Origin of the sequence: Streptosporangium sp. DT93 (assembly GCF_049844535.1) — a bacterium.
Classification (GTDB): domain Bacteria; phylum Actinomycetota; class Actinomycetes; order Streptosporangiales; family Streptosporangiaceae; genus Streptosporangium.
The window spans coordinates 217,308-239,057 of the sequence record NZ_JBNCLF010000015.1; the positions used below are offsets into that span (position 1 = coordinate 217,308).

The following is a 21,750-nucleotide window of genomic DNA, read 5'->3' on the forward strand; positions in this document are numbered from 1 at the left end:
CCGCCTGGCGGGAAACGAGCGGGGGGCGGCGGTGCACGGACCGCCGCCCCCTTTCCACGCGCCCGCGAGGGTGCCCGTCCGCGTCGCGCGTGGCCGGGCCGGGATCGCCGGGCAGAGGTCGGCGGGTTCGTGTGCGGCAGGGCCGGGGCCGGTGGGTTCGTGTGCGGCGGGGCCGGTGGCGTCGCGTGCGGTCAGGAGGGGGCCAGCGGGTTCGCGACCGGTACGTACCCGGCGGAGCGGTCCGCCGAGCGGGCCCACCTGACCGACAGGTTGGCCTTGGCGGGAAGCGGCCTGCCCGACAGCAGGTCCGTCATCCGCCACGGCCACCCGCGGGACCCGGCGTACCCGGCCAGGACCTCCCGGGCGACCGCCCACAGCTCCCGTTCGAGCCCGCTCCCGTGTCCGGTCCCGGCGTCGGGGTCGGGACCGGTTCCGGCGAGGGAGGCGGCGATCTCGGGAAGGTGGTTGACCATCAGGCAGTAGACCACCCGGTCCCACCCGGCGGCCGGGTCGTAGGTGAGCGCCTCCGCCACCCGGCCGGGCAGCCCGGAGAGATCGTGCCGTCCGGCGACGAGCTTGGTCCCCTCCAGGTCGCGGAAGACCGCCTCCACCGGCAGCCCCGCCGCGTCCACGCCGACCAGGACGTTCTGCAGGTGGGATTCGAGCACCACGCCGTGGCCGAGGTAGGCGTCCAGGACCGGCGGCGCCACGCGCTCCACGTACGCCCGCCACCAGCCCACCGGATCGGCCACCGGATGCCCGGCGCCGGCCAGGGCGCCGCTGAGCAGCGGGGTCACCCCGGGCCTGCAGACCGACCACGGCCCGACCCGGACGATCACCCCCAGCCCCTCCAGCAGCCGGGTGCCCAGGGCGGCCGAGCGGTAACCCGGCTCGGGCAGCCACCGGGTGCCCGGGAAGTCCGCCGACAGGTCCCGGAAGACCGGCCCGAGGCGGCGGCTCAGCTCGACCGCGCCCGCCAGCTCGTACCAGGAGTTCTTCCGCAGGCAGTTGGTGATCCGCACGTCCAGGCTGAACTTCAGGCACCGGTCGATCAGCGGCTCGTACACCGTGCGCACCGACGAGGTGGGGACCGCCCTGCGGGAGCTCTCGCCCAGGTCGATCAGGCGGCCGTCGGCCAGCGGCGCCGCCAGGTCCGCCGCGAGCAGTTCGAGCTGCCAGGGATGCGCGGGCAGCAGCGCGTAGCCCGGAGGCGCCTGGCCGAGCGCGTCCAGGCATCCCGTGTCGCCCGCGCCGGCCAGCACGTCCCGCCGGACCCCCAGCAGCCGCAGCGGGAAGCTCGCGTGCGCCTCGGGCGCGTACCGCAGCCAGCCGTCGCCGCCACGCGCCTTGGGACTGGGATGGAACGGGTGCCCGAAGACCAGCGCCTGCTCCGAGGCCAGCCACGGGTCGGCGGGCGGCGACGCGTCCTGCCGCGCGGCGAGCAGCGTGGTCATGACGTCCCTGCTCTGGGCCACCTGGGAGGCGAACTCGTCGTTGTCCTCGCCGAGCTCGCTCTCCACCAGCCGCACGAGCAGGTCCGCCGAGAGCGGCTGCCAGGAACCGTTCTCCAGCCGTTCGGCCCGCCCGTCGAAGCGCAGCGCCAGGCCGCCGTACGCGCGGACGCGCAGCAGGGTGCCGGCGACGCGCAGCAGCACGTACGGCCGGTCGTGCCCGACCTGCCCGCGGGGTGCCGAGATCTCCCGCACGCAGCAGCGCAGCAGCGCGGCGAGTGAGGCCTCCTCGGCGACGGACGCCGGTGAGTCGAGGGCGAGGCTGGTCATGGCGTCCTTCGGGTGGTCGCGGCCGGTGCGGCCTGGGGTGGCTGGCGCAGATAGTTCGGTCCGCTCGTGCCGTAGAACTTGTTCACGTCGCGCGCACCGGTGCGCGCCTTGTCCACCAGGGTCCCGGCGGTGATCATCGACTTCCCGACGAGCCGGGCGGCGTCCAGGGTCCTGGCCCGCAGCAGCCTGGCCATCGGGTCCTCCCCGTACGCGTCGAGCGCCTCGGCGAGCGTGCCGCGGACCAGCTCGAAGGCCCGGCGCGGCGGCAGCGTGCCGAACACCGGGGCGGCGGCGGCCAGGTGCAGGGTGATGGTCACGAACATGTCGGCCAGCGCGTGCGGATCGTCGGTCAGCATCCGCGGGTCGGTGAAGTCCGGGACCGCGAGGCCCGCGTCCCGGAGGCGTTCCGGCGAGGTGAGGAGCCCGTCGTTGTCCTTGACGAGCAGGGCGGCCGGACCGCCGCCCGGGGCGCTGCCGCGACCCTGGCCGGGTCCCGGGCCGGATCCGAGGCCGAGGCCGGGACCTTGGCCGGGACCTTGGCCGGGTCCTTGAGCGAGGCCGGAGTGATGACCCGGGCGGGAGCCGGGTCCCTGGCCGGGGCCGAACACCAGTGAGAGGTTCTGCTGGTGGGCCTCCAGCGCGGTGCCGTACCTGACGAAGAGGCGCACGTGGAACCGGAACAGCATCCGCAGGTACCGTTCGAGCAGCCCGGCGACGTCCCCCGCGCACCAGCGCCCGGCGAGCTCCTCCACGACCAGCCCGCCCCCGGGCAGCGGCGCGGGCAGCGCCGCGACCGGGACGACCTCGCCCGCCGGATGGCGCCGCAGCAGCCAGCCCAGGTACTCGTGCCCGGCGTGGCCGTAGGTCTGCTCGTCGGCCAGGAGCACCTCCGGGTCGGGCATGGCGCGCAGCAGCAGCTCGGCCCGCGCCCCGTCGGCCAGCGTGCCCGGTTTGATGGACCTGCGGTTGCGCAGCCCGAGGGTGCTGGTGGCCAGCGGCAGCTTCAGGAACGTGCCCGGCGACACCTCGACCGTGCGCATCGACAGCGTCGGCCTGACCCGCAGGTACGCCTCCGGCGCCAGGGTCGCCCACCCGATCCGCCCGACCTCACCGGCCGTCAGCGGGTGTACGGGGAAGAGCACGTGCGTCCCGGCGAGCTCCGGCGCGAGTCCCACGGCGGGGAAGGCGGGCGCGTCCGGGACCGGTGCCCCGGCCAGCCGCTCCCGGGGCACCGCGGCCCAGCGCAGCGCGAACTCCGGCGCGAACTCCGGCGCGTACGCCACCAGTTCCTCGTCGGAGAGCCCGATCCGGCAGCGGGCCGTCGGGTAGACGGGATGGTCGGCGAAGGCGGCCAGCGTCTCGTACCGCATGCTCCCGCCCGCGTTCCGGGCCCCCGTGCCGCCGGGCACCGGGGCCAGCCTGGCGAGCACCTCCTCGCGGAGGGTGTCGTGCAGGTCGAGCGCGCGCAGCGCCTCGCGGCACTCCCGGACGAACGACTCGACCCCGGCGGCGTCGGCGGGCGGGGAGACGGCGCGCAGCGCGTGCAGCACCTCCTCCAGGCGCAGCGCCTCCCAGGGGGCCGTCACGAAGTCCTGGAACAGCGAGCCCGGGGTCAGCCGGACCCGCCTGCCCCCGGGCAGCAGCAGCGCGACACCGTCCTTGCCGCGGGTCATCCGCCCGGCCAGGCCCGCGTAGTCCTCGCGCAGCAGCGCGTCCAGCACCCGGGCGGCCAGGTAGGGCTCCCGCGGGCTCACCGTGCCCGCCCCGGAGCCGGACCGCCGCGCCGCGCCCGGATCGGGACCAGGGGCGGAGCGGTCGGTCGTACCGGCGGGGCCCGAGCCGGGACCGGAGGGGCGGGCCGCGCCGGGGCCGGAGCCGTTCCCGGTACGGCGGCCCGGACCGTCGCGGAAGGCGGAGGAGGAGAGCCGGGCGCGGAAGGCGGCCCCGGTCCCGGCGGTGGAGGCCGGGCGCTTGCCGGAGCCGGTCACGCGATCACCCACGGGTTCTCGGTGTTGAAGCCGGTGATGGCCGCGTCCACGCTCTCCCGGTCGGGCCCGATCGCGCGGACGATCCCCAGGTAGTCCCGGTTGGTGTGGCTCGGCTCGATCCGGTCGCCCACGGCGCGCAACGGCCGGTGCCAGATCCTGACCGGCCCGCCGCCCGCGGGGGCGACCGTCCCGGGAGCCGCGGCCACGGTCCCCGGGCGTCCGGCCACCAGGCCCAGCGCGGTCCCGTGCCCCCTGGCCTGGCCGGGAGCCCCCAGCCCCGCCCCGAGGTGGACGCCGAGGATCAGCTCGAACAGCGGCACGTCCAGCAGGTCCGCCAGCAGGAACTCGCAGTGGTCGCCGATCACCCGGTAGTTGACCTCCACGATGCGCGGCCCCCGGCGGGTCATCACGTACTCGGTGTGGCAGGCGCCCAGGCCCACGCCCAGCGCCTCCAGGGCCCGCAGCACGTGGTCGCGGCCGGGCGGCGGCTCCCAGTCGAGCCGTTCCTCCACGAAGTGCGGCAGCGGTCCCAGGACGGTGCGGAAGCCGCCGAGCACCTCGATCCGCTCGCCGTCGCCCAGAGTCTCCATCGTGTGCAGCGGCCCGTCGAGGTACTCCTCCACGACCAGCGCCTCGCCGGGACGCCGGTCCCTGATTCCCGCCACGGCCGCGGCGAGCTCACCGTGGTCCCTCACCAGGACGACGTCCTCGCTGGCCACGCCCTCGCGGGGCTTCACCACGGCGGGGAAGGGCGCCTGCGGAGGAGGCGGGTCGGCCGGTCCCAGCCGCCGGGACCAGACGGTCTCGACCCCGGCCGCGGCCAGCCGCCGCCGGGTGAGCGCCTTGTTCTTGGTGTCGACGCAGGCCCGCCAGTTCTTGGCCGGCAGGTCGAAGTAGGCGGCCGCGAGCGCGGTCTCCGCCTGGACGTGGTCGGAGTTGGAGAAGATCGCGTCCGGGGGGTGGTGGTGCGCGACGGTGTCGATCACCGCCCGCGGGTCGCGTACGTCGCAGCGGAGCACCTCCGTCCCGGCGTCGCGATGCCGCTCGGGCCGGTCGGTGAGGACGGTGACCTCGCAGCCGAGCGCGCGTGCCGCCGGGAGAAAGCCGTCGGTGACCGAGTCGGTCGGTTTCAGCGCGGTGAGGTACAGCCGCAATGCAGACTCCTGAGATCAGGTAAGGCTAACCTAACCATCGGCATCCTAGCCAGACGGCGATCATCGCATACGGGGGATCGGGCTATTGACCGCATATACCCGTGTCGTCCGCCCGTCAGGATCGTTCCGTGCCCCGTATGTCCATTCCGACGGTGACATGCGCGTTCCCGCGCCCGCCATGTTCCCCCGGAAGGGGAGGGCCGGGCGGGGGGCGGCCGGTCGCCGTGGCGCGTGCGATCCGCCGGAAGGGAGGGTACCGGACCAGGTCGCGCGCGGAGAGGTCCGTCACGGCCGCATAGTATGTGCACTCGGTTCGGGAGAACGGAACGGCGTGGAGATCACCGCACAAGAAGGACTGCTCGGCCCCCTGCTGCTCGCCCGCAGCGCCATCGACCGGTCGGCGGCGCTCCGCGCCGACGCCGGGTGGCTGGAGGCGGCCTGGGCGGACGAGGCGACCAGGGTCATGGTCGTCGACGGCGGGCGCGCGCTGGTCCGGCGCGACGGCGAGGCGGCCGAGCTGGTGCTGCTGCCCGCGGCCGAGGCGCCCGAGGGGGAGCGCTACCTGCTCGGCGTGGACGCCGGCCAGGTCGCCTACTTCGCCGTGGCGGTGCCCGCCACCGGGAACGCCGGCCCCTCGGCGGGGCGTTTCGGCCCCCCGGGCGGGGCCCCCGGCTCCGCGCCCCTCGACCGGCTCGCCGCCGCGCTTCCCCCCTCCGCGCCGGAGCGGGGGACGGTCTCGGCGGCCGGACTGCGGGAGATCGGCGCGCTGCTGGGAGACCTGGACGCCGGTCTGCTGGTGTACGCGGTCGCCCTGGAGGCCTGGCACTCCACCCACGAGTTCTGCCCCCGCTGCGGAAGCCGCACCGAGGTGCGGGCGGGCGGGCACATCCGCGTCTGCCCCGAGGACGGCAGCCAGCACTTCCCCCGGGTCGACCCCGCGGTGATCATGCTGATCCACGACGACCAGGACCGGTGCCTGCTGGCCAGGGGGCCGCAGTGGCCCGAGGGGCGGCTCTCGGTGCTGGCCGGGTTCGTCGAGCCGGGGGAGTCGCTGGAGCACGCCGTGGCCCGCGAGGTCGCCGAGGAGGTCGGCGTGCGCGTGGTCGACGCGCGCTACATGGGCAGCCAGCCCTGGCCGTTCCCGCGCAGCCTGATGATCGGCTTCTTCGCGCGGGCCACGACGACGGAGTTCGTCCTGGAGGCCGAGGAGATCGCCGAGGCGCACTGGTTCAGCCGCGCCGAGCTGCTGGCCGCGCTGGAGAGCGGCGAGGTCCGCCTGCCGTCCTCGCTCTCGATCGCCCGCAGGCTCATCGAGGCCTGGTACGGGGAACCGCTGACCGGCGACTGGTGATCACTCCGGCCGCGGTCCCCGTACGGCCCGCGCGGGCGGTCAGACGCTCGCGCCCGCCAGGATGCGCTTGACCTCGATCACCGAGGGGTTGGTCCTGACGACCCGCCCGTCCGGGGAGTCGATCACGACCGTGGGCACGGTCTGGTTGCCGTTGTTGACGCTCATGACGAACGAGGCGGCCTCGGGATCGCTATCGATGTCGACCTCCGTGAAGGCGATGCCCTCACGTCCGAGCTGGCTCTTGAGCCGCTTGCAGGGGCCGCACCAGGTGGTCGTGTACACAGTCAGCGCCATGTCTGAGAAATCCCCTCGTGTGATGTCCGGCCCCCTTGCCAACAACGTGAGGGGCGTTCAGCTTCCCGATGGGAGAAGCTTCTGCGCGACCCACTGCTGGGTCCGCTCGGCCACGCCGGGCAACCGGTAGAGCGGGGCGCTGTGCTCGATGCCCGGCTCGGTCACCACGTTCACCGGCACACCGGCCGGACGCAGGTGCTCCTTGAGCTGCTGGCCGTGCTCCGGCGAGACGAACTCGTCCTCCGAGTGAATCAGCAGCATGGGCGCGTCGCCGCGGCTCGCGTGCCAGGGCACCTCCATGCTGGCCCAGACCTTGGCGCACCTGCCGGTGGGCTCGCAGCCGCCGGCGAGCTTGATGGCGGACTCGCGCAGCCTGCGCTTGTTCGCGTCGAAGGTGTCGGCCCCGTCGGTGTACGCCGTCAGCGGGGAGACGACCGGGGAGATGCCGACCACGCCCCGCAGCCCCCGCAGACCGCTCCTGTAGGTGCCCACCGAGGTGGCCAGGTGGCCTCCCGCGGAGAAACCGATGATCACGTAGTTGTTCGGGTCGAAGGACCACAGCGCCGCGTGCCGCCGCGCCGTGGCGACGGCGTCGAAGGTGTCGGTGCGCTGGGCCGGCCAGGAGGCGTCGCCGGACAGGCGGTAGTTGAGGTTGAAGACGACGTAGCCCTGCTCGGCGTAGCTCCGGCTGATCTCCGTCATGTACTTCTTGTCGCCCGAGGACCACCAGCCGCCGTGGATGAGGAAGACGGCGGGCCGCTTGACCTCGTCGGACTGGTACCACACGTCCATCCGCTGGCGGGGGTGCGGGCCGTACGCGACGGTGTTGACGACGGTGCCCTGGGCCGGGGGGTCGGGCTGGAGCGTCGGCGTGGGGGTCGGCGTCGGGGCGCGCTTGCCGGTCGTGCCGGTGCTGGTGCCGGTGCCGGTGGTGCCGGTCTTGCCGCCGGTCCCGCGGCTCCCGGTCGTGGTGCCCCGGGACGTGGTGCCCCGGGTCGTGCCCGCGCCGCTCCTGGTCGTGCTCACGTCGCTCCTGGCCGCGGTCACGGTGCTCCCGGTCGCGGACAGCATGCCGGTCGCGGCCGTCGGGCCGGTCGTCGGCGCGCCGCCGTTCCCGGCCGCGCTCCTGCTGTTCCCGGTGTTCCCCGCGTCTCCGGCGTCCCCTGCCGTGACCCCGGCGCCCCCGCCGTTCGTCCGGGCCGGAGTCGCGGTCGCGTGCGCGGTCGAGTGCACCACCGCAGGTACGAGCATCGCCACCGCAAGGGCGAGCACACCCACGCTTACCCCAGTTCGCACGGGTCTTTTTCCTTCCCTGGGAGCATTCGACCCTCATTGTGGGGCAAAGGGCGTGCTTTGTGCATCTCGACGAACCACATAGGTTGACGGCGGCGTGTTGCCAGAATGAGCGGTACCGGCCGGCGGCTGGGAGGATGAGGCCGCCCGGTCCGTCCGACCGCGTACGTCCGACTGCGTGAAGGAGTCTCCGTGGAGCCCGACGACGTTCTGGCGGCACTGGACCCCGAGCAGCGTGAGGTGGCCGAATCCCTCCGAGGACCGGTCTGCGTCCTCGCCGGGGCGGGGACGGGCAAGACCCGGGCCATCACCCACCGCATCGCGCACGCGGTCCGCAGCGGGGTCGTCGACCCCCAGGGCGTGCTGGCCGTGACGTTCACCACACGCGCGGCCGGTGAGCTCAGGCAGCGGCTGCGCCAGCTCGGCACGCCGGGCGTGCAGGCGCGCACCTTCCACGCCGCCGCGCTGCGCCAGCTCACCTACTTCTGGCCGCGCGTCATCGGCGGCGACCCGCCCAGGGTGATCGAGTCGAAGCTGCCGCTGCTGATCGACGCCTGCCGCTCCCTGCGCAGGAACCAGGACCGCTCGGAGCTGCGGGACATCGCCTCCGAGATCGAGTGGGCCAAGGTCACCCAGATCGGCCCCGAGGACTACGTCGCGGCGGCCGGGAAGGCCGGGCGGACGCCGCCCGTACCGGCCGAGGAGGTCGTGCGGGTCTACGAGGAGTACGAGCACCTGCGCCGTGACCGGCACCTGGTCGACTTCGAGACCATCCTGGAGCTCACCGCCGCGGTGATGACCGAGCACCGCGAGGTCGCCTCGCAGATCCGCCAGCAGTACCGCTACTTCGTGGTCGACGAGTACCAGGACGTCAACCCGCTGCAGAAACTGCTGCTCGACACCTGGCTCGGCGGACGCGACGACCTGTGCGTGGTCGGCGACCCCAACCAGACCATCTACTCCTTCACCGGGGCGACCACCCGCTACCTGACCGGCTTCCCCGTCGAGTACCCCAACGCCACCGTGATCAGGCTGGTCCGCGACTACCGCTCCACCCCCCAGGTCGTCTCGCTGGCCAACCGGGTCCTCGAACCGGCGCGCACCCCGCACAAGCTCGCCCTCATCGCCCAGCGCCCGGACGGCCCCGAGCCGGTCTTCACCGAGTACGACGACGAGACCGCCGAGGCCGAGGGCGTGGCCCGCGCGGTGCGCAAGCTCGCCGACGCCGGCGTGCCCACCCGCGAGATCGCCGTGCTGTTCCGGGTCAACGCCCAGTCCGAGGCCTACGAGCAGGCCTTCGGCGCGGCCGGCCTGCCGTACGTGCTGCGCGGCGCCGACCGCTTCTTCGAGCGCCCCGAGGTACGCCAGGCGGTCGTGCTGCTGCGCGGCGCCGCCCGCTCGGCCGAACCCGGGGACACCCTCGCCTCGACCGTGCACCACATCCTGTCCGGCATCGGGCTCACCCCCCAGGCCCCGGGGGGCGGCAAGGCCCGCGAGAAGTGGGAGTCGCTCAAGGCGCTGGGCGACCTCGCCGAGGACATGGCCGCCTCCGGCGCGGGCCTGCCGGCGTTCGTGGCCGAGCTGGAGCGCCGGGCCGGCGAGCAGCACGCGCCGCCGGTCGAGGGCGTCACCCTGGCCTCGCTGCACGCCGCCAAGGGCCTGGAGTGGGACGCGGTCTTCCTGGTCGGCGTCACCGAGGGCATGCTGCCGATCGTGTACGCCGAGACGCCCGAGCAGATCGAGGAGGAACGCCGGCTGCTGTACGTCGGCGTCACCCGCGCGCGCGCCCACCTGTCGCTCTCCTGGGCGCTGGCGCGCTCCCCGGGGGGACGCCGCTCGCGCAGGCCCTCACGGTTCCTGGACGGCCTCACCGGCCGCTCCGCCTCGGGCCGTTCCGCCTCCGGCCGCTCCGCGCAGAAGGGCCGCGCTGGCACCGACCCCTCCTCCTCGACGGCGCGGCGCCCCCTCGCCGCGCCGGTCGGCTGCCGGGTCTGCGGCAGGACCCTGGCCGCCGCGACCGAGCAGAAGCTCGGCAGGTGCGCGACCTGTCCCGCCGACCACGACGAGAGGCTGCTCGACGACCTCAAGACCTGGCGCAGCGGGGTGTCGAAGACGGAGAAGCTGCCGCAGTGGGCCGTCTTCACCGACATCACCCTCCAGGCCATCGCCGAACGGACCCCGATCTCGGAACGGGACCTGCTGGCGATCACCGGAATAGGACGCGTCAAACTGGATCGCTACGGCGAAGCGGTGCTCGAACTGTGCCGCGACGCCGCGAACCGGACGGAGGACGCGTGAACGAGGCGCTCAAAGAGCTTCTGGACCTGCTCGACCTGGAGCAGATCGAGCTCGACATCTTCCGGGGCCGCAGCCCCGAGGAGCGTATCCAGCGTGTCTTCGGCGGCCAGGTGGCCGCCCAGGCACTGGTCGCCGCGGGACGGACGGTGCCCGACGACCGGAACGTCCACTCGCTGCACGCCTACTTCATCAGGCCGGGCGACCCGGCCATCCCGATCGTCTACAACGTCGAGCGGGTCCGCGACGGCCGCTCCTTCACCACCCGCCGGGTGGTCGCCGTACAGCACGGCAAGGCCATATTCACCATGTCGGCCTCCTTCCACGTGACCGAGACCAGCGTCGAGCACCAGGCGACCACGATGCCCGAGGTGGTCGACCCGGAGACCCTGCCGCTCTTCAAGGACCGGATGCTCCAGGTCGTGGGGAGCGACTCGCCGATGCGCGAGTGGCTCTCCAAGCCCAGGCCGGTGGACGCCCGCTACGTGACCCCCCTCACCTGGGAGGCCCACCGCGACCCGGAGCTGCGCGGCTCCAAGACCAACGTGTGGTTCCGCTACGACACCGAGCTGCCCGACGACCCGCTGCTGCACGTGGTGCTGGCCGCCTACGCCTCCGACTTCACGCTCGTCGACACCGTGCTGCTGACCCACGGCCTGGCGTGGGGCGCCTCCAACCTCTCCGGCGCCTCGCTGGACCACGCGATGTGGTTCCACCGGCCCATCCGGGTGGACGAATGGGTGCTCTACGCCCAGGAGTCACCGTGGTCGGGGGCGGCGCGCGGGCTCGCCCGGGGCGAGATGTTCACCCGGTCCGGAGACCTGGCCGTGTCGGTAGTTCAGGAGGCCATGATCCGCGTGAGATAGTCGCAATACCGCAGGTGGAAAATATGTTGCCCACCTCCCCGGCAGGGGTTTAGGGTCATGGTCATGCAAGTCGGACGCTACTGTCCGACGATCTACGAATGGAGGTGAGTCCGCTGTGAAAATCACTCTGATGCCGTCCCAGACCGGGCTCGCTTCCGTGCGCCGTAACACCGCCCTGCCCTGCGCGTTCCGGACCCTCCTCACCGTCGGTGCGGCGACCCCGGTTCTTCAGGACGATTCTGCCCACTTCCATGTCGAAGCCAGCCGTTGGGCCACGCCCGCCGCCTTCCCGGTGGCGGCCTTCCCGGCGACGGTCAAGCCGGTGGCGTTTATCGCTGCCGCCAAGACCAGTGCTGTCAAGACCGGTGCTGCCAAGACCCGAGTGGGCGGCAGCTACGCAGCAATGACCCAGCACATCGGAAACGGTGGACTGCGCGGTCCGCAACCCTGGAGGCATCCTCCGGTCATGACCTGACCGAGGAAAGAGCCTTCAGGCCGCGGATCCGCACCAGGATCCGCGGCCTTCTTGTTTGTCCGCGTCGTTCCTGACCCCCACCCCAGAGGTAACCAAAGATCAATACCTAGCTGAGAGGTGAAGCAATGGGGGCCCAGACGGTCATGGACCTGATCGACGAAGCCACAATTCCCTGTCGTACCGACCCTGACCTGTGGTTCGCCGAGTCTCCGGAGGACGTCGAGTTCGCCAAGGCGCTCTGCGGGGGTTGTCCGATCCGTGAGGCCTGCCTGGCTCGCGCGCTGGAGCGCGAGGAGCCGTGGGGGGTCTGGGGCGGAGAGCTCGTCCTGCGGGGGGCCGTCGTTCCCCGGAAGCGTCCGCGTGGACGTCCGCGCAAGAACCCGGTCGCGGCCTGAACGACCCGGCCACCGACCGACAGCGGAGAGACCGACCGTTACCACCGCACGACCCGCACCACCAAGTACGACCCGCACCACCGAGTAGGACCCGCACTACCGAGCACGACCCGCACCACCGAGTAGGACCCGCACCATCGAGCACGACCCGCACCACCGAAAACCTGATCGACCGGCTGAGAACATCTCGAAAGGACCACTCCGATGAGCTACTTCCCCTCCAGCGGCCTCGACCTGCCGTCCATGCACCAAGAACTGGTGCGTGACCGAATACAAACCCTCCACCGCGAGGCGGAGGAGCATCGCAGGGCCTTGGGTCTTCGGCGCCTCCGGCGCGCCGAGCGCGAAGCGCAGCGCGCGTCATCGCGCCTGCGCACCGCGACCCTGCGCCTCATCTGATCCACGCGAACCGGCGCCTCTTCTGATCCACGGGGGTCGGCGGAGGCGCCGGCGGAAAAGCGCGTGAGCAGCAGTACGACCGAGGGGTGATCCGCACAGGCGGGTCACCCCTCGCCCTTTGGCCCCGTCCGCGTCGGATCGTCGACCGGTCACCGACCTCTCACGCGTTCGTGAGGGGCTCCCCGGTGTCCTCGTCGGCGAATCCGGGCACCCAGCGGAGGACCTCCTCGCGGAAACGGGCGGTCGCGCCGAGCTGGCAGAGCACCCCGACCCCCGCCGCGTGCACCCGGTGGATGAGGACGTAGGAGGGGGGCAGGTTGAGCTGGCGCACCACGTTGCCCGGCCGCAGGTCGGCGGCCGTGGCGGCCTGGTGCTGGAGCCACTCCCTGCTGAAGGAGAACTCCTCGACCTGGGTCGGCTCGACGTAGGGGGCGAGGAATCCCCGGAGGGCCTCGACGTCGATCTCGATGTGCGGCCGGATGAACCCCTCGTCCCGCAGCCCCTTCAGCACTTCCTCCATGTCACCGTTGTTGAAGATCCGGGTCAGCTTCCCGAAGACCAGCGGGTAGCCGTCGGGCATCCGGTTGACGGCGCCGAAGTCGAGCACGCACATCCGTCCGCCCTCCACGATCCGGAAGTTGCCCGGATGCGGGTCGGCGTGGAGCATGCCCACCCGTGCCGGTGAGGAGAACAGGAACCGGACGAGCTGGAGGCCGGCCCGGTCACGCTCCTCCTGGGTGCCGTCGGTGATGATCCGTGACAGGGGGGTGCCGTCGACCCACTCGGAGACGAGCACCTGCTCGTTGGCGGCGATGACATCGGGGATCAGGAAGTCGGGGTCGTCCTTGAACTCCAGGGCGAAGGCATGCTGCGCCTCGGCCTCGCGCAGGTAGTCGAGCTCCTCGGCCACCCGCTCGCGCAGCTCGCTGAGCAACGCCTTGATGTCCAGCCCGGGCAGCAGCACCCCGAAGAGCTTGCCCAGCCGGGCAAGCTGGTTGAAGTCGGAGAGAAGGGCCTTTCCCGCCCCCGGGTACTGGATCTTGACCGCGACCGTGCGCCCGTCGTGCCAGACGGCCTTGTGCACCTGCCCGATCGACGCGGCCGCGGTGGGCGTGTCCTCGAACGACAGGAAGTTCTCCCGCCAGTCGTCGCCCAGTTGCTCGATCAGGACCTTGTGCACGGTCGCGGCGGGCAGGGGCGGCGCCGCGTCCTGGAGCTTGGTCAGGGTCGCGCGGTAGGGGCCGGCGATCTCGGCGGGCAGCGCCGCCTCGAAGATGGAGAGCGCCTGGCCGAGTTTCATGGCCCCGCCCTTGAGCTCTCCAAGGACCTTGAAGATCTGTTCGGCGGTGCGTTCCTGGATTTCCTGGGCGACGATCTCGGCGGGCCTGCCCCCGATCCGTTTCCCGAGGCCCAGGGCGGTGCGGCCGGCGAACCCGATGGGAAGAGCCGCCAGCTTGGCGGAGCGCGCAACGGCGCGGCGCGGAAGGTCACTCACCTTGGTTAGCGGCGTGTCCCCCGTACAGCGAGACGCCGCTCCCTCCCTTCGCTGTGGTGTCGTCAGCTACAGGTAGCCGACGTGACCATTGTTAGCGAACCCAACGCGCCTCGAAAACAGCGACATTGGGGATGAACACTCCAGGATCGCCTCTTCCAGCTCCAATCTGGCAACACTTCCACTGTGCTGTTGGTCACAGCCGGTTCGCAGCCGTCGATCAGAGCGAGGGCGTGACCCGCGGCAGCGGCCGCCACCAGCGTCGACAACGCCGTCCCGCACGCGTTTTCTCCCGCGGGGAAGCCCCCCAGCCGGGCGCTGACGACCGGCCAGCCGGGATCGCGATCTCGCCGGGTCAGCTCCAGACAGTTCAGGCACGCACTCCGTCCGGGCAGCACCAGCGGGCCGACCGACCCCGAACCCTCGAAGGCGGTCACCAGCAGGTGCGGGATGTTCCAGTCGAGAAGCTCCCTGACCAGGAGGGAGTCCAGCGGAACCACCGGCGCGAGCACCGCCAGGTCGGGTGGCCGGGCGCCGTCGGACGGCCTGGCCGCCTCGTCGCCGGTCCACGCGGTGATCCCGGGAGCCAGCCGTCTGGCCACCGCGACCGCGCCGTCCTGCCTGCTCGTCCCCACCTCCGTCCAGCCGAGCCCACCGGGGACGACGTCCCGCCGCCGGGTCGTACCGGGATCGACGACGGACAGGTGACCGACACCGGAGGCGGCGAGCAGGGCGACGATCTGCGCACCCACCCGTCCGGCCCCGTAGACGCGGATCTGGGCTCGTCGTCTGCCCTCCAGCGTGGAGAGACCCCCGTCGATCGTGCCGGGGGAGAGGGAGAGCGCGTCGAGATCGGGCTGCAGCCGGTCGCGCTCGGCGATCGCGAGCGTGCGCAGCGGACCGGGACCGGCCGCCGCGTCGTCCACCACGCCCCGGCTGACCAGCAGATCGAGCAGGAGCCTGCCGTTCTCCTCGCCGAGACCGGCCGCGGCGGCACCGGCCAGCACGCCCGCGACGTCCCGTACGCCGTCGAGGCTCTCCACCCAGCGGCGGACCTCGGGGTCGAGGTCGGTCAGCATCACCGAGTGCCGCGCGTGCAGGCCGAACTGCAGGGTGCGCCCGTCACGGGCGACGCGACGCAGGGCCGGCTTCAGACGTGGTCTCATCGAACGGCCTTTCTTGATCGGGAGGGGCCCGCGGACGGGCCGGGGACGATCCGGGGTCGAGCCGGGCGTGCAGCGTGTCACGCCCGTGGAAGATCCCGGACCGCTTCTCCCTCACCTGTGGATAACTCCCGGCCTGTGGACAACCCACCCCGTGGAACCGGTCCGGACGGATCGGGGCCTCCGGCAGCGGCCAGGAGGGCGAGGGGCGGAGGGACAGGAGGGAAGGCGAGAGGCGGAGGGGAAGGCGAGGGGGCGGGAGAGCCCGGCCGCGCGGCCGGGACGAACGGCCGTGGGTTACGCTCCCCGGCATGAACGAGCTCTTGGTCGACAGGCGCGACGACGGTGTCACGGTGCTCACCCTGAACCACCCCGAACGGCGCAACGCGATGACCGACGGGATGACCGCCCGCTGGCGGGAGACCATCGCCGAGCTCGCGGCCGACAGGGACCTGCGGTGCGTGGTCATCACCGGCGCCGGGAACGCGTTCTGCTCCGGGGGGGACCTGTCCTGGCTCGCCGAGCGCGGCGCCGAGGACGTCCCCGCCCTGCGGGAGCGCATGCTCGCCTTCTACCGGACCTGGCTGGCCGTCGCGGACCTGGAGGTGCCGACCCTGGCCGCCGTCAACGGCGCGGCGGTCGGAGCGGGGCTCTGCCTCGCCCTGGCCTGCGACCTGGTCTACGCCGCCGAGGAGGCCAAACTGCTGGCCCCCTTCACCTCGCTCGGCCTGCACCCGGGCATGGCGGCCACCTACCTGCTGCCCAGGGTGGCCGGAGTGGGCACGGCCAGGGAGATATTGCTCACAGGCCGGACGCTGACGGGCCGTGAGGCGGCGTCCGAAGGGCTGGTGACCAGGGCCTTCCCTCGCGAGTCCCTGATGGCCGAGGTGATGGAGATCGCCTCGCGTACCGCGGCCAACGCGCCGACCGCCACCCGGCTCACCAAGGTGGCCCTGGCGGGAGGCGGGCACGCCGACCTCGAGGCCGCGCTGCGCTGGGAATCCCTGGCCCAGCCGATCACCATGGCCTCCGACGACATGATCGAAGGACTGGCGGCCCAGAGAGAACGACGAGCCCCGCGATTCGGCAACGCGTGAGGCGGCAGATATCCAGGTTAATTCGATAAGTCACGGCCATAGTTGATCACCCATGCCGAACAATCGGCGAACAGTGATTGACCAGGGGGAACGTGTTCTACCCTCTGGTGTGAATTCGCCATTCTCGGCTACCGTTCATATGTGCCCCCCGAGACAGTCGAGGTCCGCCGAAGTTCTCGCCGCCGGCGGACGGTTTCTGCGTACCGCGACGGCGAGAAAACGATCGTGCTCCTCCCTGCCGGTCTGAGTAGCACCGACGAGGAACAATGGGTGCGTCGCATGCTCGATCGACTGGCGGCCAAGGAGCAGCGCCGGCGTCCCTCGGACGACGGTCTCCTGGAGCGTGCCTCGGAGCTGTCGACCCGTTATCTGGAGGGGCAGGCGAAGCCGTCGAGCGTCCGCTGGGTGGAGAACCAGCAGCACCGCTGGGGCTCCTGCACCCCGGACCACGGAACCATCAGGATCTCCACGCGGCTGCGGGGCATGCCCGCGTGGGTGGTCGACTACGTGATCATGCATGAGCTCGTCCACCTGCTGGTGCCCAGCCACGGACCCCGGTTCTGGACGCTGGTGGAACGGTATCCCCGGGCCGAGCGGGCCCGGGGCTTCCTGGAGGGGTTCTCCACCGCGGCCCACGGCTCGCCGGAGGAGTGGTGACCCAGGAGCAGCGGGTGGTGGCCGTCCTCGTCACGTCCTCCATGGCGGCCGCGGCCCCGCCGGGCGTCGACGCCGCGGCCTTCCTGACGGCGGTCGCCGAGGACGCCTACGAGCTGGTCGCCGGGCTCGACTTCGTCTCCCCGGTCGTCGTCAGCAGCGTCCCGGGCATGGAGGAGATCGTCTGGCCGGGCACCCCGGTCGTGGACATCCCCGACCTCTCCGGGGCCGCCCTGGTCCGGGCGGCCTTCACGGCACTGCCCCACGGCGAGCAGGCGGTCCTGCTCAGCGCCGACGCGCCCGACCTGCCGCCGCTGCTCATCGGGAAGCTCTTCAGGGAGCTCGGCCGGGCACGGATCGCGGTCTGTCCCGCCGCCGGGGGAGGCGCGGTGGCGCTGGCCGCCCACCTGCCCTACCCGGCCTGGGCCGGGACGGGCTTCGACGACCTCGACCCGGTCAAGGAACTGCGCGCCTCGGCACCCGGCAGCCGCATGGTCGCCAAGGGGCCCGGCTGGCACCGGCTGCGAGCCCCGGCCGACATCGGTCTCCTCGACCCGGGACTCGAAGGCTGGGACAACACCCGGGCCCTCCTGTCCGGCTGAACCCGAGCCGGCCGAGTCAGGTGAATCAAGGCACGTAAAGGCGCGTAAAGGCACGTCAGGGCGCACCCGGGGCACCTCAGGGCGGAGGCAGACGCAGATCGGCGAAGACGGCCCGGTGATCGGTGCCGGGAACGGTGTGCACGCTGACCGCCTTCACGCCGACCCGCCTGTCCGCCACCACGTGGTCGATCGTGATCAGCGGCGGGACGCGTTTGTTCACCGGCCAGGTGGGGGTGAGTCCCTCACCGGCGCCGTCGGCGGCGTCCAGATAGCCGCGGCCGAGGAAACGGCGCATCGCCGCGTGGTCGAGGCTGGCGTTGAAGTCTCCGGCGAGGATGCGGATCGTGTCCTCGGTCGCCGGCGGCAGCGCGTCCAGCGCCGCCGTCCAGTCGTAGACCTGCCTGCCGAGCGGGGGGAACGGATGCACGTCGATGATCTCGACGGGCCGGGAGCCGGGAACGGTCATCAGCGCGGCGGGCATGTTGTGCCCGATCGCCTCGAACAGGTTCTTCCTGGGGGTCAGCGGATACCGGGCGTACAGGCCGCTGCCCCCGGCGCTCCACTCCGGCTCCAGCACCCGGTACGGCATGATCTCGCCGAGCCCCGCCGCGTCCAGCTTCTCGACCATCCCGGGGGTCAGTTCCTGGGTGCTCAGCACGTCGGGCCGCAGCCGCCTGACCAGGTCCATCACGGCGTCGGGCTCTGCATGCCCGAACAGCGTGTTGAGCGTCAGCACCCTCAGGGGCGTCCCCGCCACCGGATCGGCGGAGCGGAAGGCCCGGGGGAGCACGCTGAGGCCGAGGGTCACGGTGGTGATCAACGCGACCGCGGTCGCCGCCCGGTTGCGGGCCAGCGCGGCCAGCAGAAGCGGCAGGAGCGATCCCGCCGCCACGTACGGCGTGCCCGTCATGAGCTGGGTGGTCAGCGAGTCCCTCTCGAGCCCGGCGCCCCGCGCCACCGCCCAGGCGGCGAACGGCGTCACCGCGGCCCAGGCCAGGGCGCTGGGAACCCTCCATCGCCGCCGGGAGGGCCCCGAGGCCGGGCCTTCGGCGTTCCCCACGCCCCTGTCGGCCACGATGTTCACGCTCACGCTGCCCCGATCCACTTCGCACGGCTCACGGAACGACGATATCCAGGGCGAAGTGAGACAAGCGTAAAACGGTCCAACGCTCACGGAACGCCCGGGACGTGTCCAGAATCGGCCGACGATCACCGTTCGCCGGAAATCCGGCCGCGAAGGCCCTGCCGGCCGGGGGTCCCGTCCGTGAGCTCCCGGGAATTCCTGATCGTGAGGCCCCGGGCAGTCCCGGTCGTGGGGAGTCCCGGCCCGTGAGGTCAGCCGGAGCGCAGGACCTCGCGGGCACGGCGGGCCAGCCGCCGGGTCGCCTCGTCGGAGAGCTCGGGGATCTCCTCGACCGGGAACCAGCGCAGGTCGAGCGACTCCGCGCTGATCACCGCCTCCACCCCCGCCGGGGCCACCGCCCCGTACTCCACGTCCAGGTGGTACGTGTGCGGGGGGTGACACCAGACGCGGTGCCGGTCGAGCGCCAGCGGGCCCGGCAGCAGCCGCAGTCCCGCGATGCCGGACTCCTCGACGGCCTCCCGCAGCGCCACCGCCTCCAGGGAGGCGTCGGCGGGCTCGCAGTGGCCGCCCATCGGCAGCCACATCCCCGCCTTGGGGTGCAGCGTCAGCAGCACCCGCTCGCCGTCGTGGGAGAGCACCGCGGTCGTGGCCGTCAGATGACCGCTGACGCACGCGCGCCACATCGCGTCCTCGTTGACGTCCAGGTGGTCGAGGAACTCACCGCGCAGGGTCTCCTCCTCCGCCGTGGGCGCCGTCCAGCCCGTGAGCAGGTCGCGCGCGCCGGTGCGCAGGCTCACGCGCCGCCGTCCCTCCGGCCGTCCCCGGCGTCCCCGGGCTCCCCGTTCCCGTTCCCGCCGTTCCGGCCGTCCCCGTCCCCGGGACCGCCCTCGCCCTTCTCCGCCCTGCCGCTCCCGGCGTCTCCCGGCTCGTCCCCGCCGTCCCGCAGGGACGCCTCCAGGGACGAGAGGTCCAGCTCGGGCTCACCCCGGACGAACCGCTCGGGATCGTCGAGGTCGTCGGCCGTGGGCATCAGGTCCGGGTGGTTCCAGACCGCGTCCCGGCCGTCCACGCCCCGGTCGGCCTCCAGGGCCTGCCACAGGACGGCGGCCTCGCGCAGGCGCCGGGGCCGCAGCTCCAGGCCGACGAGGGTGGCGAAGGTCTGCTCCGCGGGCCCGCCGGTCGCCCTGCGGCGCCGTACGGTCTCGGCCAGGGCCGTGGCCGAGGGAAGCTTGCCCTCGGCGGCCCCGTCCACGACCGTGCCGACCCAGCCCTCGACCAGGGCCAGCATGGTCTCCAGCCGGGACAGGGCGGCCTTCTGCCGCTCGGTCTCCTCGGGCTTGAGCAGGTTCCCGCCGCTCAACGCCTGCTGGAGCTGCTCGGGGTTGTTGACGTCCAGGCCCCGCAGCTGCTCCTCCAGGGCGGACGCGTCCACCGTGATGCCCCTGGCGTACTCCTCCACCGCCCCGAGCAGGTGCGCGCGCAGCCACGGCACGTGCTGGAACAGCCGGTGGTGGGCGGCCTCGCGCAGGGCCAGGTAGAGCCGGATCTCCTCCGCGGGCGTCTCCAGGCCCTGGCTGAACGCGGCGACGCCCCCGGGCAGCAGGGCCGCGCTGTCGGACAGCGGCAGGCCGATGTCGGTGGAGCCGATCACCTCCAGGGCGAGCGAGCCGACGGCCTGGCCGATCTGCTGGCCGACCATCATCCCGCCCATCTGCTTCATCATGCCCATCAGCGGCCCGGCCATGGCCTGGGCCTCCGCGGGCAGACCGGCGGCGCCGAGCGTGCCGCTCATGGTCTCGACCATGCGGGCGGCGATCGGGTCACAGAGCTTCTGCCAGACCGGGACGGTCTTCTCGATCCACTCCGAACGGCTCCACGCCTGCGGGTTGCTCACCCCGCTCGGCAGGGCCGTGGCCTCGTTGAGCCATAGATCGGCAAGGTTCAGGGCGTCGACGATCTGCCGCCGCTCGCCCTCCATGACACTCGGATCGCCCTCGGCGACCACGGCGTGCCGTGCGACGTTCTTCGCCATGTCCCAGTTGACGGGACCTGAGGTCGGCGGGGCCGAGAGCATGTCGGCGAACTGGCGCATCGCCGCCGCGATCTGCTCCGGGTCGCCGAACATGGCGAACGGATTCTCGTTGGGGTCGTTTTCCCGACCTGGCAAGTCAGTCACCGCTCTACCTCGTGCAGGATGGAGGAGTCCACATCCGCCACGTTATCCGTCGCATGGCGGGTCAGTGCAAAGTGAGGACCCGGTGCCTACCTCGAAACGCTCCCGTCCGCCCGTCGTCGCCGTCACCGGCGCGGCCTCGGGCATAGGCCGCGCTCTCCTCACGAAGGTCGCCTCGTCTGCGGATTTCCGCAGGGTCGTGGCCATCGACGAGCAGCGTGGCGACGTGCCCGACGTCACGTGGCGGGTGATCGACGTCCGAGATCCGCTCTTGGCGAACCGCATCTCCGACATCGACGTGCTCGTGCACCTCTCGGCCGACTACGCGCTCGACGCCGACCCGGCCGAGCGGCGCGCCTACAACCTGCGGGCCGCCCAGACGGTGCTCACCGCCAGCGCCGCCGCCCGGGTGCGGCGGGTCGTGCTCGTCACCAGCGCCATGGTGTACGGCGCCGTCCCCGACAACGCCGTCCCGCTCCCGGAGGACTCCGCGGTCGCCGCCGAACCCGACACCGGCATGGTGGGCGACCACCTGGAGATCGAGGCGCTGGCCAGGCGCTCCCTGCGCAGCCACCCGGGTCTGGAGGTCGTCGTGGTCAGGCCCGCCACCGTGGTCGGCCCCGGCATCGACAGCGTGATGACCCGCCACTTCGAGTCGCCCCGGCTGCTGACCGTCAAGGGATGCACTCCCCGCTGGCAGTTCTGCCACGTGGACGATCTGGTCGCGGCACTGGAGATGGCCGCGCTCGGCACGGTCTCCGGGGTGGTGGCCGTCGGCTCCGACGGCTGGCTGGAGCAGGAGCAGGTCGAGGAGATCTCCGGGCTGCGCCGGCTGGAGCTGCCGGCCGGGCTGACCTTCGGCACCGCCCAGCGCCTGCACCGGCTCGGCATCACCCCGGCCCCGGCCACCGACCTGCACTACGTCGTCTACCCCTGGGTGGTCGACTGCGCGGCGCTGCGCGCGGCGGGCTGGAGACCGCTGTGGACGAACGAGGCCACGTTCAAGCAGCTCCTGGAGCTGCGCGGGGGCAGGCACACGGTGGTGGGACGCAGGCTGTCGGGCAAGGAGGCCACCCTCACCGCGGCCGGTGCGACCGTCGCCGTCCTCGGCACCGCGGCGATCGTCCGCGCCGCCCGCAAGAAGCGCCGCGCCTGACCCCGGGCGCGGGGACGCGGCAGGGGACGGGACGAAGG

General features: G+C 72.6%; 20 protein-coding genes. 10 read left to right on the forward strand and 10 right to left on the reverse strand.

Features of this window, described 5'->3' with window-relative positions; all coding sequences use genetic code 11:
• Window positions 1–191: 191 nt before the first annotated feature.
• Genes ACLQ2R_RS28720 through ACLQ2R_RS28730 form a run of 3 tightly spaced genes read right to left on the reverse strand, consistent with a single transcriptional unit; the run spans window position 192 to window position 4,923 of the window.
• On the reverse strand, window positions 192–1,781 hold the full coding sequence (locus ACLQ2R_RS28720) for an IucA/IucC family protein (protein WP_425963928.1): 1,590 nt from the start codon (window positions 1,779–1,781) through the stop codon (window positions 192–194).
• The gene (locus tag ACLQ2R_RS28725) at window positions 1,778–3,781 is read right to left on the reverse strand and encodes an IucA/IucC family protein (RefSeq protein ID WP_425963929.1); all 2,004 of its coding nucleotides are present in this window, start codon (window positions 3,779–3,781) and stop codon (window positions 1,778–1,780) included. Before ACLQ2R_RS28725 ends, ACLQ2R_RS28720 begins: the two co-directional genes overlap by 4 nt.
• Entirely contained in the window at window positions 3,766–4,923 is a 1,158-nt protein-coding gene (locus ACLQ2R_RS28730) for a siderophore biosynthesis protein (protein WP_425963930.1), read from the reverse strand. The genes ACLQ2R_RS28725 and ACLQ2R_RS28730 overlap by 16 nt, the downstream gene beginning before the upstream one ends.
• Before the next feature lie 331 nt (window positions 4,924–5,254).
• On the opposite strand from ACLQ2R_RS28730, the gene nudC reads away from it, so the two are divergent.
• A complete protein-coding gene (gene nudC / locus ACLQ2R_RS28735) occupies window positions 5,255–6,274 on the forward strand; it encodes an NAD(+) diphosphatase (RefSeq protein ID WP_425963931.1) in 1,020 nt (339 codons plus the stop codon).
• A gap of 39 nt (window positions 6,275–6,313) precedes the next feature.
• On the opposite strand, the gene ACLQ2R_RS28740 is transcribed toward nudC, so the two are convergent.
• Complete coding sequence (locus tag ACLQ2R_RS28740; RefSeq protein ID WP_386243798.1) at window positions 6,314–6,568, reverse strand: mycoredoxin; 255 nt, start codon at window positions 6,566–6,568, stop codon at window positions 6,314–6,316.
• A gap of 57 nt (window positions 6,569–6,625) precedes the next feature.
• Window positions 6,626–7,864 (reverse strand): alpha/beta hydrolase, encoded by a 1,239-nt coding sequence (locus ACLQ2R_RS28745; protein WP_425963932.1) that lies wholly within the window; start codon window positions 7,862–7,864, stop codon window positions 6,626–6,628.
• 189 nt (window positions 7,865–8,053) lie between these two features.
• Here ACLQ2R_RS28745 and ACLQ2R_RS28750 point away from each other — a divergent pair, with 189 nt between their 5' ends.
• The 5 genes from ACLQ2R_RS28750 (at window position 8,054) to ACLQ2R_RS28770 (ending at window position 12,291) form a co-directional block, all read left to right on the forward strand.
• Window positions 8,054–10,159, forward strand: coding sequence for an ATP-dependent DNA helicase UvrD2 (locus tag ACLQ2R_RS28750; RefSeq protein WP_425963933.1), 2,106 nt, complete (start codon window positions 8,054–8,056; stop codon window positions 10,157–10,159).
• On the forward strand, window positions 10,156–11,022 hold the full coding sequence (tesB, locus tag ACLQ2R_RS28755; RefSeq protein ID WP_425963934.1) for an acyl-CoA thioesterase II: 867 nt from the start codon (window positions 10,156–10,158) through the stop codon (window positions 11,020–11,022). The genes ACLQ2R_RS28750 and tesB overlap by 4 nt, the downstream gene beginning before the upstream one ends.
• A 115-nt stretch (window positions 11,023–11,137) precedes the next feature.
• Window positions 11,138–11,497: a hypothetical protein gene (locus ACLQ2R_RS28760; protein WP_425963935.1), complete on the forward strand. Its 360-nt coding sequence runs from the start codon at window positions 11,138–11,140 to the stop codon at window positions 11,495–11,497.
• A 125-nt stretch (window positions 11,498–11,622) separates the two neighbouring features.
• Entirely contained in the window at window positions 11,623–11,892 is a 270-nt protein-coding gene (locus ACLQ2R_RS28765) for a WhiB family transcriptional regulator (RefSeq protein WP_362802756.1), read from the forward strand.
• A gap of 204 nt (window positions 11,893–12,096) precedes the next feature.
• Window positions 12,097–12,291, forward strand: a complete 195-nt coding sequence (locus ACLQ2R_RS28770) for a hypothetical protein (RefSeq protein WP_425963937.1) — start codon at window positions 12,097–12,099, stop codon at window positions 12,289–12,291.
• 160 nt (window positions 12,292–12,451) lie between these two features.
• Here ACLQ2R_RS28770 and ACLQ2R_RS28775 read toward each other — a convergent pair whose 3' ends face one another.
• Together ACLQ2R_RS28775 and ACLQ2R_RS28780 are read right to left on the reverse strand one after the other, a co-directional pair.
• Window positions 12,452–13,786, reverse strand: coding sequence for an ABC1 kinase family protein (locus ACLQ2R_RS28775; RefSeq protein WP_425963938.1), 1,335 nt, complete (start codon window positions 13,784–13,786; stop codon window positions 12,452–12,454).
• Between the two features lie 62 nt (window positions 13,787–13,848).
• Window positions 13,849–14,949, reverse strand: a complete 1,101-nt coding sequence (locus tag ACLQ2R_RS28780; protein ID WP_425963940.1) for a ThiF family adenylyltransferase — start codon at window positions 14,947–14,949, stop codon at window positions 13,849–13,851.
• Between the two features lie 308 nt (window positions 14,950–15,257).
• Here ACLQ2R_RS28780 and ACLQ2R_RS28785 point away from each other — a divergent pair, with 308 nt between their 5' ends.
• From ACLQ2R_RS28785 to ACLQ2R_RS28795, 3 genes are all read left to right on the forward strand, one after another.
• Window positions 15,258–16,043, forward strand: a complete 786-nt coding sequence (locus ACLQ2R_RS28785; RefSeq protein WP_425963941.1) for an enoyl-CoA hydratase/isomerase family protein — start codon at window positions 15,258–15,260, stop codon at window positions 16,041–16,043.
• A gap of 141 nt (window positions 16,044–16,184) precedes the next feature.
• Window positions 16,185–16,700 carry a M48 family metallopeptidase gene (locus ACLQ2R_RS28790; protein ID WP_425963942.1) on the forward strand — a complete coding sequence of 172 codons (516 nt, stop codon included), beginning with the start codon at window positions 16,185–16,187 and terminating at the stop codon, window positions 16,698–16,700.
• Entirely contained in the window at window positions 16,697–17,299 is a 603-nt protein-coding gene (locus ACLQ2R_RS28795; protein ID WP_425963943.1) for a DUF2064 domain-containing protein, read from the forward strand. The genes ACLQ2R_RS28790 and ACLQ2R_RS28795 overlap by 4 nt, the downstream gene beginning before the upstream one ends.
• Before the next feature lie 76 nt (window positions 17,300–17,375).
• On the opposite strand, the gene ACLQ2R_RS28800 is transcribed toward ACLQ2R_RS28795, so the two are convergent.
• From ACLQ2R_RS28800 to ACLQ2R_RS28810, 3 genes are all read right to left on the reverse strand, one after another.
• Entirely contained in the window at window positions 17,376–18,389 is a 1,014-nt protein-coding gene (locus tag ACLQ2R_RS28800; RefSeq protein ID WP_425963944.1) for an endonuclease/exonuclease/phosphatase family protein, read from the reverse strand.
• A gap of 245 nt (window positions 18,390–18,634) precedes the next feature.
• Complete coding sequence (locus ACLQ2R_RS28805) at window positions 18,635–19,180, reverse strand: NUDIX hydrolase (protein ID WP_425963945.1); 546 nt, start codon at window positions 19,178–19,180, stop codon at window positions 18,635–18,637.
• Window positions 19,177–20,508 carry a zinc-dependent metalloprotease gene (locus ACLQ2R_RS28810; protein ID WP_425963960.1) on the reverse strand — a complete coding sequence of 444 codons (1,332 nt, stop codon included), beginning with the start codon at window positions 20,506–20,508 and terminating at the stop codon, window positions 19,177–19,179. The genes ACLQ2R_RS28805 and ACLQ2R_RS28810 overlap by 4 nt, the downstream gene beginning before the upstream one ends.
• A gap of 133 nt (window positions 20,509–20,641) precedes the next feature.
• Here ACLQ2R_RS28810 and ACLQ2R_RS28815 point away from each other — a divergent pair, with 133 nt between their 5' ends.
• Window positions 20,642–21,712, forward strand: coding sequence for an NAD-dependent epimerase/dehydratase family protein (locus tag ACLQ2R_RS28815; RefSeq protein ID WP_425963946.1), 1,071 nt, complete (start codon window positions 20,642–20,644; stop codon window positions 21,710–21,712).
• The last annotated feature ends 38 nt before the right edge of the window (window positions 21,713–21,750 follow it).

What these genes read in the sequence shown, in the direction of transcription:
- ACLQ2R_RS28720 (WP_425963928.1), bottom strand. Translation starts at nt 1,781, where the DNA reads ATGACCAGCCTCGCCCTCGACTCACCGGCGTCCGTCGCCGAGGAGGCC.
- ACLQ2R_RS28740 (WP_386243798.1), bottom strand. Translation starts at nt 6,568, where the DNA reads ATGGCGCTGACTGTGTACACGACCACCTGGTGCGGCCCCTGCAAGCGG.
- ACLQ2R_RS28765 (WP_362802756.1), top strand. Translation starts at nt 11,623, where the DNA reads ATGGGGGCCCAGACGGTCATGGACCTGATCGACGAAGCCACAATTCCC.
- ACLQ2R_RS28770 (WP_425963937.1), top strand. Translation starts at nt 12,097, where the DNA reads ATGAGCTACTTCCCCTCCAGCGGCCTCGACCTGCCGTCCATGCACCAA.
- ACLQ2R_RS28780 (WP_425963940.1), bottom strand. Translation starts at nt 14,949, where the DNA reads ATGAGACCACGTCTGAAGCCGGCCCTGCGTCGCGTCGCCCGTGACGGG.
- ACLQ2R_RS28785 (WP_425963941.1), top strand. Translation starts at nt 15,258, where the DNA reads ATGAACGAGCTCTTGGTCGACAGGCGCGACGACGGTGTCACGGTGCTC.
- ACLQ2R_RS28810 (WP_425963960.1), bottom strand. Translation starts at nt 20,508, where the DNA reads ATGTTCGGCGACCCGGAGCAGATCGCGGCGGCGATGCGCCAGTTCGCC.